At 54.0% G+C, this 16,124-nt stretch carries 7 protein-coding genes; all 7 read left to right on the top strand.

Annotated elements, in window-relative coordinates; translation table 11 throughout:
• The first annotated feature begins 15 nt into the window (after positions 1-15).
• The 7 genes from HJG54_RS30710 to HJG54_RS30680 all read left to right on the top strand — a co-directional run bounded on the left by HJG54_RS30710 (position 16) and on the right by HJG54_RS30680 (position 15,994).
• Complete coding sequence (locus HJG54_RS30710; protein ID WP_316436921.1) at positions 16-2,490, top strand: hypothetical protein; 2,475 nt, start codon at positions 16-18, stop codon at positions 2,488-2,490.
• A 48-nt stretch (positions 2,491-2,538) separates the two neighbouring features.
• Positions 2,539-6,309, top strand: coding sequence for a hypothetical protein (locus tag HJG54_RS30705; RefSeq protein WP_316436920.1), 3,771 nt, complete (start codon positions 2,539-2,541; stop codon positions 6,307-6,309).
• A 329-nt stretch (positions 6,310-6,638) separates the two neighbouring features.
• Positions 6,639-8,708, top strand: a complete 2,070-nt coding sequence (locus HJG54_RS30700; protein WP_316436919.1) for a YncE family protein — start codon at positions 6,639-6,641, stop codon at positions 8,706-8,708.
• A gap of 115 nt (positions 8,709-8,823) precedes the next feature.
• Entirely contained in the window at positions 8,824-11,292 is a 2,469-nt protein-coding gene (locus HJG54_RS30695) for a hypothetical protein (RefSeq protein ID WP_316436918.1), read from the top strand.
• A gap of 473 nt (positions 11,293-11,765) precedes the next feature.
• The gene (locus tag HJG54_RS30690) at positions 11,766-12,593 is read left to right on the top strand and encodes a hypothetical protein (RefSeq protein ID WP_316436917.1); all 828 of its coding nucleotides are present in this window, start codon (positions 11,766-11,768) and stop codon (positions 12,591-12,593) included.
• Between the two features lie 522 nt (positions 12,594-13,115).
• Positions 13,116-14,633, top strand: a complete 1,518-nt coding sequence (locus HJG54_RS30685) for an SGNH/GDSL hydrolase family protein (RefSeq protein WP_316436916.1) — start codon at positions 13,116-13,118, stop codon at positions 14,631-14,633.
• An 11-nt stretch (positions 14,634-14,644) separates the two neighbouring features.
• A complete protein-coding gene (locus tag HJG54_RS30680; protein ID WP_316436915.1) occupies positions 14,645-15,994 on the top strand; it encodes a hypothetical protein in 1,350 nt (449 codons plus the stop codon).
• Positions 15,995-16,124 lie beyond the last annotated feature (130 nt).

Raw genomic sequence — 16,124 nt, 5'->3', positions numbered from 1 at the left:
ATCTTCTATCCATCCATGAACACAAACTTAGCTCCATCTCGACTCGATGATGCAACCCTTGCCGATATTCAATTTTGCGACAACTACATTCCGGCATTGACCGCAGACACCTATACGATCACGATGACCCATCAGATCTCGGGAGATGCCAAGCTGCCGCCTTCCCCGCCGCAGCCATTCACTGAGACGCAGCAGTTTCTGGTGGAGGGACCACGATTTAGCATCACGGCAGCAGATATTCAAACCCAGTTTCCTGCCAACAAAAGCCAAGGACAATTCGATCAACAGTTTCCCTATATTGTCTTGACGAAACGCGCCCTTCCCTGGGAGCGGCTGCTCCAACCCAGCGACAATACAATTCCCTGGGTAGCGCTGCTGATTTTTCAGGAGAGCGAACTGATTGCCCCTGCCGGGAATCAGGGGACTCTATCTAACCCAACCGGAGCTGGGACCTATAGCCTAAGCCAGATCGTGCAGCCAGAAGCAGGCGTTTTGGGGCCAGCAATTCAGCTCAGCGTGGTGGATGATCCGCAGGCAACCTGTCGAGCGATCAATATCTCACCGACAACATTCACAGCGCTTGTGCCGCGATTGGGGGAATTAAAATATCTAACGCATGTCCGGCAGATTGATCAGCAGAGCCTTCAGGGCAAATGCGAATCGGAATTGACGGGAACCGGATGGTTTTCTGTAGTGATGGCGAATCGATTGCCCATCGCGCCTCCAGCAGGTTCATCAGCGGCAGTGCGCAATATTGCCCATCTGGTATCTCTGGAAGGATTTCAATCGTATCTCACGGATTCCCCTAGTTTTCCGAGCGGCATCACCAGCATCCGTCTGGTTTCTCTAGCAAGCTGGACCTTTGACTGTCTAGCAGAGTCCAAAGAAGACTTCAGCGCTCTGATGTTGAACCTGGTTGCTCAAGCAAAGACCAATCCGCAGGCGCTGTCGCTGACCCTGCCCGCCGCACTGCCTGCCAACCCCACCCCCGATCAGCAGCTCGCCCAGACGATTCTCTCCCACGGCTATGTGCCACTGCAATACAACACGCGAGCCGGCGACCAGACCTATTCCTGGTATCGCGGCCCGCTGACGCCGCTACCGATTACTGCCTATCCCAGCAGTTCCGCCTACAGTGCCGCCGAAGCTGCCTTGGTCTACGACGCGAATACGGGCTTGTTTGACCAGTCCTATGCGGTAGCGTGGCAGACGGGGCGGATATTGGCGCTGGCCGACCGCAGTTTTGCTGTCAGCGTCCTGAACTGGCGACGGCAGACCAATCAGGCCTTGCAGCTGCTGAGACAGCGACTCCACTCACCCCATGTCCCTGCGGCGCTGAAGCAAACCGACACGGTGGATCAGATTCGCCAGCTCCTCCATCCCCATCTGATTCGCGACTCGTTTATGCAGTATCTGGGAGAGGACTTTGCCGCGCAGGTTGCACCGCGAGTAGCGACCCTGGGCATCGAGGATCATCCCTTGCCGTTACCCAAAGAGCAACCCCCAGCTTCTCCCGCACTGGCCGACCTGCGGCAATGGATGCAGCAACCCGAGACTGTGGGAATCTTCCAACGAACGCTGCTGGCGTTGCGGCAGATCCAGGGAGATGCGGTGGGAAATGGAGTGGGAGATGGGGCGGGAGACTCGCCTGCCAATGCTGTGCCGCCCGATATTTTGACTTGGCTCACCCGCCTGGCGCTGCTCTACGGCGTACCCTTCGATACGCTGGTGCCTAACCCACAGATGCTGCCACCCGAGTCGATTCGCTTTTTCTACGTCGATCCCAACGCCATCAATAGTCTGATCGACGGTGCCCTCAGTTTGGGCGTCCACAGCAGCCAGCAGCAGGTGTTTAATGAATTCGCCAGAGACACGATTCGCCAGGCGGTGCATCAGTCACTGCCAATGATCCGCTCGCGGCTGTTGGGCGCGGCGATGGATATGAGTAATGGCAGCAATTCCGTGACGGTGACGCAGCCGGTGGCGGGCTTTTTGTTGCGGTCGCAGGCGGTTTCGGCCTTGCCGGGACTGGAAATCAACTGCTATCAGTTCAGCAACGGGCAAGCTCCGGCAACCCTGATTTTGCCACTGCGGATCGACCGCTTGACGAAGGATGTGCTGCTCTGTCTGCTGCCCACCGTGCCCGCCTGGATCGAGTTCAACCAACCCAAGGAAAGCTTCGGCTTTGGCGTTGAGGTGGTGCAGTCTACGCTGCAAATCGATCTGCGCACGGTAACTGGTTCCCAACCCGGCAGCATCATTCAACCCGAAGTATCGCAGCCCATTCCCTTCCGGGGAACGAGCACGGTGGTGGATATGGGGGCGCTGCAAACGGCGATTCAGCAGAAATTGCAGGGCCAGCTCAATAATCCCAACGGCATGATCAGCCCAGCAGAGTTTGCGATTCAGCTGATGCAAGCACCTGAAAAGATCGTGTTTCAGAATCCTAATCAGAGTCCTAATCAGAGTCTTGCTCAGAGTTTTGCATAATTCATTCCACTTCTCTTCATTGCCCTTTCTACGCACCTATTCACTTCTATGACTTCTACGAATCCTCCGACTCTGCTCGTTCCCGTTGCTCTGGAAGCGCTGATCGTCAACGATGCCGTGACCGCGACGGTTCCCTTTAGCCGCTGGTCGCCGGTGTATGAAAATCTGAATCAGTTTAAGTCGCCGATTCCTGCACCTTTTAATAATCAGGGCGGCAGTCCTGCCCACGGAGTCTATCTGCACTGGGTCTTGCCGGATACCTTTGCCCACGGCATCAAACAGCCGCCGCCCGCCTCCCCCCAACCCGGTACGGCTGCCGCGATCCGAGCCGCTGCGGGATTACCCGATCAAGAGGAAATCATCTACCCCCATGTACCCAATCGCTGGCTGGTCGTGCGGATTGTTCCGGGTACGGCAACCACGACCGGCACCTGCAAAGCCTGGGTGATTCAAAGCGACTATTATGATCCCAATAATGGCGGCAGCGGCTCGAATCCCTATCCCAATCCCTTTCCTAGCGACCCCAACACGATTGAACCGACGACTCTAGGCAAAACCGTGGCTCTAGAGAGCTGGGTGGAGCCAACAGCGGTGCAGATATTTCTCAAGGCAGTGGGTCCGGCCAACGTCACCTTTTCCGCCTACACGCCCAATGTCACCGACGTATTCTCGGTCTATGACGACCTCAGCGATGTTACCGGCAGCAGCGCCGACCTCAGCTATGTGGTGATGGGCTGGTATTCCGACCCAACGGCGGATTTGCTCTATGGCAGCCAGTATGGCCCCGGCGGCTGGACAACGGCAGCGCAGTGGCAGGACCTGATGCAGACCTTGAACTGGGCGATGCCAGCCGGTGCCGACCAACTCCCTGCCGCCAGCTTGCCCAAGCAGTCCCTCTGTCACGGCTTGATCAGCACGGTGCAGTGGCAGACCCAATCGGCTCCCAATCGCGTCAATTCTGACCCCACCAAGCTGCGGGTTGCCGTGGGCAATAAGGGCATCGATGCCTTTGTGGCGCTTCTAGAGGCGGCGCAGAATCCCAACAGCCCGATCAATCCAGAGCTGATGGAGGCCTTTCAGTACAACCTGCTGAACGAGCTGGATCAGCCGGATGGAGCGGCTCAGGTGGACGTGAAAACCGAGCAAGCCTGGTTTGCTTCAACCCCCGGCGGCACCCTCTGGCAAATTGTGGCTGCCCAACGCGCCGACCTCACCCAAACCAATCAGCCGCAGCCGCAGCCCACCCCCGCTCAATTAACCGCCCTCGCTGCCCTCAACCAAGCCCAAGCTCAGCTTGATCGCACTCGCCGCCAGCTCCAATCTCGGCAAGCACAGTTGCATGACGCCTGGTGGAAGCAGCAGTTTATCACTAAAAACCACTACACCAACCCCAACAGTCCGCCAGAGCGAGGCTTAGCCGGAAATTGGCAGCCCATTCTGGATGCCCTGAGCGCGGCGCTGAATCCCACCAACCCGCAGAGCCTGATCAGCCAGGTCAACCAGCTCCAAAGCAGCGTCAGTACCCAGTCTGCTGCCCTGCCCGATCCGCAAAACCCGCAGAGCATCAGCACCTATGCCACCACGGTCCTGAACTTACCGGCAACCCTGCAGCTGATCCCGGTGGCGCAACCGCGCTTCTATCAGCCCAGCGACCCGGTGCTGATGATTGGCGGCATGGAGTGGCCCGACCGCTACCTCTACGGCGGTGTCAGCGATCCGATGGCTCCGCTGCTAACCCGGTTTGGCGATCACACGATCACGGGTCTGACGGTTAGCGGTCAAACGATCACGACCAGCCAGATCGATGCCGCGATCCCGATGCTCTCGCCTCAGGGTCAAGCGAAGCTGCCGCCCAATTTGCTGGGCTGCATGATCGCCGTGCTGCAGGAAGCCTTCTTTATGGATCCGGGGAACGCGGCGGTGATTGCCGCCCACCTGAACGGCGTTACTCCCGCTGCCGTGGCGGACGCTATCAGCGCCTATGGGAATAGCTCCAGCACGGCTCCGGTGATCAATCAACAGCCCCCCGCCAATGTCCCCGCTCAACTCGCCGTCACGTCCTGGCAGCAGGCTTGGTCGCCGCTATATCTGGAATGGCAGATCACCTGGCAGCCCACGACCGGCACCAGCTCCACCCCCGGACTCGTCAACTGGAGCTTTGACGGCAGCGATTATGAATGGAGCGGCGGCAGCCCGAGTGCCCAACAAGAGCAAACCTACAGCAGCCGGATTTTTCTCAGCCCCCACATCACGATGGGTTTCATTGCCCGGCTCAAACAGTATCTGCAAGACAACCCCAACAGCCCTGACGCTCCCGGCTTGCAGGCTATCGCCGGCTTGATCGACCAGATTGGCGAGTGGAATTTCCTGTCTCAGGCGCTGAGCGGCTTCAATGATTTCCTGATCATGCAAGACCTGGATGTAACGATGCCACCCGATACCTCGGTGCTGCCGCAGATCGAGAACCAATACGATTCGTTCCCCTATACGGCTCCAGGAGCCACCTCCGGCAGCGGCTGGGATCCACCGCCCACCCCCGCCAACTACTTCTTCCCGATTCGGGCGGGCCATTTCTATTTCCGGCAATTGCAGGTTGTCGATCGCTTTGGTCAGGTGCTGAATCTGCTGCAAGCCAACACCAACCCCTCCGGCAACTACCAATCGTTCTACCCGATTCGGGGAACCGGACTGGTGCCCGACTCCGGCAATACCCTCTCCTATCCCCAATGTTTGCTGAAACAGCCGCCGCGTTTGGTGCAGCCCAGTCGCCTGGAGTTGAATTTCGTCTCTGCTACCAACGACCAGCAGCCGTCGAATCTGTTTGCCAATGCCAATCCCGTCTGCGGCTGGGTGCTGCCGAACCACCTCGATCAGGGGCTGGGGATTTACGACGCCACCGGCAAACTGCTGGGCGAGCTGCTGCTGATTGCCACCGGCCAGGGACCAACGCTGATCTGGCAACCCGACCCCGGCAACCCCACGCCGGTTCTGCCCACCACCATTGCCAACCCGCACCTAAAGGAATTCGTGCAGCAGCTCTTGAGCCTCAACGATCAGGGGCAGGGCTTCCAGGCGTTCTTGCAGGTGATTGACGCGACGCTGTGGACGATTGACCCCCTGGGCGGCAGAGGCGATCAAAACCTGTCGGTGCTGATTGGGCGACCGCTGGCTCTGGTTCGCGCTAGCCTGCAGCTCATGCTAGAAGGCGACCCGGTGCAGGACCAAGCTTGGGCAAGAACCTGTGGCGTCAACCGGCTGGGAGAAACAACGTTTGATTTTACCCAGGTGCAGTTCAACGTGCGGTTGGGCCGAACCGACTTGTTGAATGATGGCGTCTTGGGCTATTTCAATGGCGACAACTACCAGCAGTTCAACTCGGTGCATCCGCCCAGCGGCTCCACACCCTACATTGCGCCGATTAGCCCCAGCAACTGCATCACCCTACCGCCGAATTACCTCGGTCAGTCATCGCCCACCGTCCAATGGGTGACGTTGCTGCTCGATCCGCGCGGCAGTATCCACGCCACCACCGGACTGCTGCCCATCCAGCAGGTGACACTTCCGGATGATTACATCGGGGATGCGATTAAGACGCTAAACGTCACCTTCCGCGTGAGCGGGCTGCTCACCGATGCCGAGACGATTCGCATCCCGATTCCGGCAGCGCAGCAGGCAGACTGGTCCTGGATTGAGCGCAACGATCCCCAAACCTGGAATACGAGTTTGCCGATCGTGAAAGCGAATCAAAAACCGCGACTCGCTAGTTTGCCGCCAGTGATTCACGAAGGCTGGCTGAAGCTGGTCGAACGAGAGGATTGATGGCAGGGATTGTGAATTCCCCCTCATCCCCAGCCCCTCTCCCTCAAGGCTACCTTATACACACAAGTCGAACTGATCCCCCTAGCCCCCTTAAGGGGGAACTAAACCTTATGTTGTTTGAAGTCCCCCTTTCTAAGGGGATTTAGGGGGATCAAACCACAATTAGCAACCGGTTCAGAGATCTGTGTACAAGGTAGCCCTGAGGGAGAAGGGTGCTGAACCACTGAGTTCCTTGTATTTCTTTGTTCTCTTATTCCCCCTTAGGGCTAGGTGAGGGCAACAGACGCAATCCATTTCCCGTATCCTTAACCATTACCGAATATCTCACCATGACCATTCAACTGAATAATATTACTATTCAATCCACTGACGACCTGACGCTGACCTATGCGGTAACCACGACTCCCAACCCACTACAAATCGACACCACCGGCAGCATCTCGATTGTAGTTTCCAAATCGGCTCGACCCGCAGCTCAATGCACCAGTCTCACGTTTAGCATCAACACAGGCAGCGCTGCCGCCGACCTGACCGCCACCCCCTCTACAATCTCAGCTTCTCCTCCTCCAAACTGGGGGGTGAGCAGCGATGGCAACGGCAACTTCACCTTCACACCCAATCCCGGTCAGGGTGAAATTAGTTCGTCTGGGCTATCCTTTGTTCTCAGCAACATTGCCGTCAATAAGCAGGTGGGCACCACAGAGCTGTATATCACCGAGACCTTGCAGAGCGGGACGGGTAACGGATCGGTCTCGATTCCCAAGTTTCCCCAGGGCTTCACGGTCAGCGACTTAGTCGCTACGCCTGCCAGTGTTGCCCCCGGCGGTACGGCGACCCTGTCCTGGAGTGGCACTGCGGGCGGTGTCTACACTCTGAGCTATGGCAGTCTCAGCTATCCCAACCTGCCAAATGTCTACACGTTTCCGGTTCCCCCTCTCCAGCAGACAACAAACTTTACGCTCATGGTGATTGCGGAGGGCAACCTTCAGATCCAGCGGCAATGTACGGTCACCGTCAATCAACCCACCATCCAGGAGTTTGGGGTGGTGGGCAACCAGTCCGAGTTTTTAGTGGGCAGCGAGATTCAGCTCTACTGGACTACCGAAAATGCGGTGTCCTGTAGTCTGAAGTTGAATGGTATCACGATCGCTCAGAACTTGTCCGCCAACATGGATGCCAGCCAGGGCTATCCCATTACGGTGCCCTTGGTGGCAGAAGCGGCGCAGTATATGCTCTATGCCTACGACAGCACAGGCAAGTACCCAACGTCTCTACCGCTAACAATCAGCGTGTTTCAATTCAAGCTGCTGCCGAACCCGATTGGGAACATTACGTATCTCGCCGGTCAGATGGTGATGAGGACGGATGGAACGCTTTATATAGCGGGTTCTGGGTTAGACGTTGTTTCAACCGCAAGCAACACGATCATTCATTCCATTCAATGGCCAAATCTTGAGGGAGGGATGGAGCTAAGCAGCAATTCAATGGTCATGAGTCCAGATGAATCACAGCTTTATGTGCTGACAACCAACAACGTTTATCCGAATTCAAGTTCCGTGATTCAAGTGGTGAACCTCTCTAACTATCAAGTGCAATCCATACCGGTACCCTGGCTTCTGGGAGAAATCGCAATGGGTACCCACAATGGCAGGTCTTGTCTTGTTGTCACGGATTCGATAAATACTTCTGATGATTTTCCAGATCCCTCCTCCTGTATTTACGTTCTTGATCCATCGAATAGTTGCGGTTTGATCCAGAAGTTGGCGTTACCTAATTTATCAATGGATATCCTAGCTGCTGTCGCCTCTCCGCAAGGCGATCGGATTTTCCTCTGTAGCATTGATGGTAGTGATCAGACAAATTCTAAAGGAACTACACTCTATACCTACACCATTGCGTCCAATACGCTATCTCAAGTTCAGTTCTCCGGTATTCAACCTTCTGCATTAGGCAATGCATTCGCTTTCAGTGCAGTCAGCAATCGCTACTACATTGGTGGAGCCCAAATTGATCTAGCAAAGAAGCAGCCTTTGCCTGCGATTGCAGTGATTGATGCCAATACGAATCAGGTAGTTGATACGATTCTCTTTTCTGACCCTAACCCCTTTTTCGCTTTTGTTAGATCGTTAGTATTGAGTCCAGATGGGCTACACCTCTACGCCCAGGTTGAAACCATAGATACGGACGGTAGCGGCAGCGACACTATCGTCAGAATTAATCTCAACACATTCCAGGTTGTCGGCACCGTGGCATCTCCAAATGATGCCCAGTTTCAGTCCTGGGCTGTGAAGCCCGATGGCACCTGTCTCTATGGAGTTGTGGGAAATACTGTTTCTACCCTTTATCTGTTTGAGATTTCCGATGGACTGAATGCGCTTCGTGCATCTACAGCCTCATGATCGTTCCGGCAATGTTCGTCTGCTGCTGTCGGTTAGGCAAAAGCGTCATTTTGTTGCGTCATTTTGTTTATGTTTTTTTGGATTTGATCGAATTACCTGAAGGAGGATTTTGACCATGACAACTCAATGTGTTCGTGCTGCGGCAGAGCCGCTGATGCCGTCCGAAAACTATCCGTCGAACGAGCCGAATAAAGTGGTCTGGATGGGGGATAGCAGTGTGCCAGCGGTGCCCATCAAGACCATCACCCTTACCAACTTTACCGACCATACCGTTTATCCCTTCCTGGCTACGCCCAACGATGCGGCGGCCTATGGAGGAGGCACGATTTATGATCCCGAAGATCCCAAAAACGAAGACTATCGAGGTTACATTGGCTACACCGGGTCGGACGGCAAGAATTACTTAGGGTTACCCGCCGGTGAAACCATCACCATCACCGTGCCGCTGGTGTTTTGGGATGGCTCGCGGATATTTATTTGCAATGATAGCGAGTACATTACCCCAGATGCCCAATTTCTCCAGCCTAACCCGCCCATCAACCCCTACCAATACTACGACAAGAACCAGGACGGCTCGACCACGCTGCGCCTTTACCAGAAGTCGGGTACGCTGACGCCCTCTGGAATCACGGCAGTTGTGATGTGGTTTCACGGCACGCAGGCGATTGGACCCAATAATGATGCGGCCGCTCAGCTGGTTGAATTCACAATTCGCGACCCGTGGCAGCTCAACCTGAATTCGACACTCGATCCGGGCATCTTGGGGCCGCTAATCAATTATGACGTCTCCTATGTGGACACGATCTACCTGCCGGTTGCCGTCGAAGCGACCGATGCCTGGGTCCTCAACGACGCGATGAAGCCGCCCTATGCAACCGCATCCTATGGCTGGATCGGGGCCTCCCAAACCGAAGATCAGTTTCAGCAAGCGCTGAAGAACTTCACGCTGACGCCGCTGGGGCAGTATTTTGGCGGCAAAGGCTACACGAAATATAACTTCCCTGCCGAGATGGAGGCGGTGGCGGGCGTCAAGTTGCCGTCCGGTGCCCAGGCGGTGGGTGATAGTCCCTTTGCCTCTCACCTCTCAAGCTATGACCCCAGCAATAACCAGTACATGCTGATTAGTGGCGGCACAGGGCCGATCGGGACGGATCCCAACACGCTGCCGAATGGCACAACGACGCTGCCGGTGATCTGGGATTCGGTCAATGGCCCAGCGCAGCAGGCGGCCTTGCTGTATGGCGAGAGCCAACCCGGAACGATGGATGTAACATGCAGTGTGTCTGGGGTGATTCCAGCCGGCACCACACTGATCAGCGTAGATGTGGCCGGCAGCACCGTCACCTTGAGTCAACCGGCATCCAATCCCGATCCATCGCATCAAACCGGCTATATCGTTCACTTTCAGCGTCCCGTTACCGACTACGTCACCAGTACGATGCTGAATCTCTGGTACTCCTGGGCAAAGTACTATGTACAGATAAATCACCAGTTGCCTACTCAAACCTATACTTGCAGCATCACGGCTGACCGCGTCCTAACGTTCACCTCTGTGGTTCCGAGCAATGCCTTGGTAATCGGAATGCAGGTGACTGGACCCGGTATTCCAGACGACTCCGACGGGTCGCTTTGCACGATTACAGCCCTCACCACGGACGACAAAGCGATCGCGTCCGTGACCCTGAGCGAACTCGTCACCGTTGGCTCAACAGGGAGTTACCAATTCGTTGCGCCACCGCCAATTGTCGGGAGCGATGATGAATTTATGGGGAATAAGATTCAACCCTTTGCGCTCAGCTTTGAGGGCGACGATGCGGACACAGCCAAGCTGTTTGCCCAGGCGGTCTATCTCGTGATGAGTGCCATGAGTCCGATTCCGCCCAATCCGAACGACCTGAAGCCACTTCCTCGCCCGGTTCGGTTACTGTACAACGTGATCGGCTGCAACGTGGGGCAAATTCCCCATATTGGTCAAGATCTCTCACCCAAGGATGATCGGATTGCCGGCGAAATCCGCGACCGACTGAAATCGATCTTGCGCGGCGTGCCCGACTTCAAGAACCCCCAGTGGCAGGAATCCTCTGGGCTGTGGTATCCCGACCCGACGACACCCACGGGCGGACGCTCCTTCAATGTCCGTAACCTGGATCCGTTTGTTTGGTTTGTGCACAAACAGTTGGGGCTGTCGGGCTATGGCTTCTCGGTCGATGATGATATTGCGGATGTTGGCGCGCGAGGAGCAACCAATATTCACATTGGCATTGGCGGTCTTGGCAGTTCCAACCAGCCCGGCAGCCTGCCCAATCCAAATCAGTGGACCTATGGTGCGCCCTACGGTCCCGTCACTGGTCAGGGTCAGCTCGCGGACAGCACTACGATCAAACTTCTGGATGCAACTGTGTTCTGGAAGCTGTCGCCGCCCGACTCCAATGCGGGACTGCTGGGAGCCATGGTCAGCGGTCCGGGCATCGTTCCAGGCACCCGAGTGGAGACGCCCAACGCTGGGGATCATTCGGTGACGCTGAGCCAAAGCGTTGATTCCAGCGTTACGCCAGGTAACACCTATACCTATACGTTCTCGTAACGCATCAACGGCACGATTCAATCTTGCACCTCGTGCCCTAAGAAGGTGTTTGAAACGTATCAAAGTCCTGCATCGCCCCCTAAATCCCCCATCAATGGGGGACTTCCGAACCCTATTTCTGAGTCAGTTTCCTCCAATTTTGGTTACGGTGTACACACAAATCGAGTCGGTTAGGATTCGAGGCTTTTCAGCCCCCTAAATCCCCCATTCTGGGGAACTTTCAAACCCAATTTGGTCTGAATCATGGGAAAAATTGGCCTAACGTTTACTCAAAGTTTCCCATTTATGGGTGATTTAGGAGGCTGAGAGGACTTGTGTGTATACCGTAGCTCAATTTTGAAGGCTAGAGGGGCGGTTCAGATAGCAGTAACGACTTCTAAAACATCCTCTAACCGATCTGAAACTCAATCACAAGCTAGTCGAAAAAGTTCCCGAAGATAACCACCTTCTCATCCATTTATGGAGCTATAATCATGTCTGATTCTGTTCAAAAAAATTCCACAAACAGTATTCAAGTGGGTAATCCAATGAGTAGCTGGGAAGGTTTAGAGCCAGTCACGCCCTATCTTCATTTGGCTGCCCCCGCCGTCTCCAATACCGATGCGGCACCCGATCAAACCAAGTATCCCAGTGTTGTGGGAACTCGGCGCTTAGCCGTCACCGATACTGCTCAAAATATCCGCAAACGCTCCTGGATGGGCTGGTTTCTCTGGGGCGACGGCACCCCGCCGCCGGGAATTACGCCCGGTTATCCGGTGAGTGAACATTCACCGCCGCTGTATAACAACGACAACTGGGATTATTTTTCCTGGCAATACTCAGCCGGAGATGATCCCAATAACGGCCAATGGAAAGCAATTCGACTCGATCAGCCGCCGCTGTATTTGAATCCGTTTCGGATCAATTACAACTGGGCACTGGGCAGATTTGGCTATCAAACCCAGCCCCTGCTGCCCTTCAAAAACAACGTTGGCTATTGGGCAGATAAAAAAATCGTCCGCGGACCCAATCTTTCCCTGGCCTATCCCTATCTGGTCGAGTATGGTGACTATATCGACAAAACCAAAGTGCCGAACTTCCCCGATGAGTGGCGGAATTCCTGGCTGTATATTCATACGCGACCGCTGGAAACCCTGGTGATGGTGCCCGGAATTAAGACGCCGGCGGAACTGTTGACCCCAGGGAGCTGGAATCAGGTGGGCACGGATCATCAGCCCTTTCCCTATCCGGTCTGGGATGAAACCCTCGGTCCTGCCGATCAAACGCCCTTCTGTATCAAAGTGGATCGGATGGGGGATTAGGATGCTGATCTGATTTGGGAAGGTACCCACGCCAATGCTGCCAATTACGACCAGAACAAGTATCAGCCCACGGCATTCCATCAGCCCGGTCAAGGCAATTACCTGAAAATGACGGTGGCCCAAGATCTGGTCACCGATGCCCAGTTCCAGAAGTTTGTCAAAGCCACCGGCTATGTTTACCAGCCATAGAATTTGAGTCATTGCTGTCTTATCGATAACAACAATTATTTACAGTTTCGTGAAAATGTGGATGAAGTATTTTTATATCGCTTGACGCGAAATGACAAGCAAATATTCTGCTTTCGATTAAAATTTGATTATAAAGTTGACAATTTTAGCTGCATCTGGCGAGCTTTGAACTTGCATTTGCGCAACGATTAACCTAGGATTAGTTGTTTCTTTCGCAACTTTTGAATTTTGGGGAGCAATGTTGCTGGATATTTCAAATTAATGATTAGGGTTATTCAGTACTGGTATAACGCTGTTTGGGCAAAGTGATTGAGCTTTTATGATTGACTTTTTATGAAACGCATGCAAAACGAACGGGTGAGGGTGACGTCCAGAGATGCCAGAATTTATGCATTTGGCGATAGTCTCTCGGATATTGGCAATATCTTTACAGTGACTGGCAATCAATCTCCGCCCAGTCCGCCTTACTTCAGTGGACGATTCTCGAATGGGCCGGTTGCGATTGAAACTCTGGCAGATCGTCTCGGGCTTGCGGTCACGCCCGAAACTAACTTTGCCATCGGCGGTGCAAAAACAGGACGGGAAAACGTCGGCGATACCCCTGCCTTCAGATTTGGAGGACTGCTCGATCAGATTGACCGATTTGTTAGCACCACTGGTCCGCGGGGTGCAAATCCCAAAGCCTTATATTTTGTCTGGATCGGGGGCAATGATTTGCTCAATCAGCCGAACGCGACTAGTGCTGCTATTAGTCAGGCAGTTGAGGATGTTAGATCCGCCGTTACCACACTGGCGAATTTGGGAGCCAAAAATATTGTTGTGGTGCAAAATTCCAATCTGGGTCGCACTCCCTTCAGCCTTCAGACTGGGCTGCTCAATACGCTAACCAACCTAACCCGCGACTTCAATAATCGATTGCAGTCAGCTCTGACTCCTCTAGAGCGGAATTCCGACCTCAATATTATTCTCAGTAATTTATTTCCCATTAGTGAAGAGGTTGCTCAAAATCCTTCTCAATTTGGTTTTCTAAATGTAGCTAATAGCTATCTTCAAGGCTTGCTCCCGGCTGATCCACTCGCTGACCCGAATCAGTTCTTTTTTTGGGATCAGGTGCATCCCACCACGCGAGGACATAATGTTTTCGCAGGTACATTGCGGGAAGACATCATCAGCGAAATTACGGGTGATATTACCCGGATTGGCACCCGACGGGATGATGTTCTGGTGGGCTATGCTGGCAATGATCGTCTGGTTGGGCAGGCCGGACGAGACGCGTTGGAGGGCAATCGCGGCGGGGATACCCTGCTGGGTGGTCGGGGAGATGATCGGCTCCAGGGCCTCCAGAATGATGATTTACTGGCGGGTGGCTTTGGAAACGACCTTCTGCGCGGTGGAGCCGGAAGCGATCAGCTATTTGGCCAGTCCGGTCAAGATACGCTGATTGGAGGCAATGGTATCGACTTCTTGAGTGGCGGGCCAGGAGACGATCTGCTGATTGGCGGTGGTGGCTGTGATCTGTTTTCGTTACGACCCCGAAGCGGTACTGACACCATTCAGGACTTTGATGCAGATGGAGATCTCCTCTTTCTGCCCGGTCGTTTGACCTTTGACCAACTGGAGATTCGACAGCAGGGCAGCAATACTATCATCAGTATTGCTGAAACTAATCAACAACTAGCCATTCTGAAGAATGTTCAGTCTAGCTCCATTGATGTCAGCGACTTTTTGGGTGCGCGGAGCAATCGAACATTGCTAGATTTAGCTGATCGTGAGCAGGGCGGTCCTCTGCTCGATGCGATTCAAGCAGAGTCGTTGGGGTTGAAGAATCTTTTGCAAACACGCCGAGGGTGAGGGGTTAGCTCATGCGAACAGTACGATTTAAACACTTGATGCAGATTACTTCAATTGTTGCTGGTGTAATTGGATTAACGATAGATGCCGGATATGCATCCGAAACCTCTCAACTCACAGAAACAGATGAATTTGCAGCAGCAGTCTCCCTTTCTACAGCAGCAATCGTTGCACCACCCGAATTTCAAGCTGAACAAATTGCCGAGGCAGCGTTTGCAACGGGAGTGCTGCCCGTTGCAACCACACCAATCAGTTCATCCTCTGAACAGATAGATTTACTGCTTGCGCCAGTCTCTCTTCACGATACCCAGTCCTATGTCTTTCAAACTACACCGCTAGTCAAACCGCTCGTTAATGTACAGCGTTCTGATGCTGCTTCCATTGTTACTAATTCTGGTATCCTATCAGATTCAGTTAATGTATCTAATTCGGCTGAGGTGCTGCCAGAATCTGAGCCGCCCAGTTTGAGCAGTGAAGCTTTAGGACCGCTCAGCTCGAGCAGTGCCGATCTAGGAGAAGTTCAGTCAGTTGACCATCAGCCAGTTGCTCAGGCTGAACCTCCTGCTGAATCCAAGCCTTCGGAACCTGTTCCAGAGGCAGAAGAAACCTCTCCTCGCTGGCGCTTTACCCTCACTCCCTACGGCTTTGTGCCGCTCAGCGTAGAGGGCAGCGCAACGGTAAGAGACTTTACAGCAGACATTGACCTGGGACTGGACGATGTCTTAGATCCCTTGAATTTTGCAGCAGCGGGACGGGTGGAAGCTTGGCGAGGCAACCTGGGTCTGATTTTTGATGGGGCTTATTTCAATCTAGGGCAGGAGAATTCCCGTTCTCTTTCCATTCCTAATTGCCTCTGCGATATCTTTCCTTCCGAAATTACTGCGGATATCAAGGTACAGTATGGGCAGTTTGATCTGGCTGTTGGCTACCGGATAGCCGAAAATGTCAATCAGGCAAACAACGAATTTGAATTGGGCCCGCTGGCCTTTGATGCGATTTTAGGCATACGAATCTATACCTTGCGGCAGGAGATTGATCTCAGCACCAATCTTGGCACCAGTCGCAATTTTGAGGGAAGCGGAACACTGGTGCAACCGCTGGTCAGCGGACGACTGCGCTGGAATTTGTCACCTAAACTCGCTGGTTGGATCAGAGGCGATCTGGCCGGTTTGGGCATTGGCGGCACCCTGATGGCAGCCTCCTTTACGGGCGGTCTCGATTGGATGTTTTCGGGAGATACATCACTGCTACTAGCTTATCGCCTTTCCAGTCTGCGATATGATACAGAGGCTGGGGGAGAAAACCTTGAATTGAATCTGCTGTTCCAGGGACCTTACCTAGGTGTTGTCTTCCGATTTTGAAACCAAGCGTGCTTTGGCGATTACAAGGGAGAGCCGAACAAAACTGGTGTCGCATTCTGCGATAACTGGGCACGATCAATAGCTTTCATCATAACCCTGGAATCTCCTCTGGATAGACGACAGAAAATTT

The sequence above is a fragment of the Leptolyngbya sp. NK1-12 genome, from assembly GCF_032598965.1.
Lineage (GTDB): Bacteria > Cyanobacteriota > Cyanobacteriia > Elainellales > Elainellaceae > Elainella.
Note: the sequence above shows the minus strand (reverse complement) of the source record. Positions and strands in the feature narration are given on the sequence as shown.

What these genes read in the sequence shown, in the direction of transcription:
- HJG54_RS30710 (WP_316436921.1), top strand. Translation starts at nt 16, where the DNA reads ATGAACACAAACTTAGCTCCATCTCGACTCGATGATGCAACCCTTGCC.
- HJG54_RS30705 (WP_316436920.1), top strand. Translation starts at nt 2,539, where the DNA reads ATGACTTCTACGAATCCTCCGACTCTGCTCGTTCCCGTTGCTCTGGAA.
- HJG54_RS30700 (WP_316436919.1), top strand. Translation starts at nt 6,639, where the DNA reads ATGACCATTCAACTGAATAATATTACTATTCAATCCACTGACGACCTG.
- HJG54_RS30695 (WP_316436918.1), top strand. Translation starts at nt 8,824, where the DNA reads ATGACAACTCAATGTGTTCGTGCTGCGGCAGAGCCGCTGATGCCGTCC.
- HJG54_RS30690 (WP_316436917.1), top strand. Translation starts at nt 11,766, where the DNA reads ATGTCTGATTCTGTTCAAAAAAATTCCACAAACAGTATTCAAGTGGGT.
- HJG54_RS30685 (WP_316436916.1), top strand. Translation starts at nt 13,116, where the DNA reads ATGAAACGCATGCAAAACGAACGGGTGAGGGTGACGTCCAGAGATGCC.
- HJG54_RS30680 (WP_316436915.1), top strand. Translation starts at nt 14,645, where the DNA reads ATGCGAACAGTACGATTTAAACACTTGATGCAGATTACTTCAATTGTT.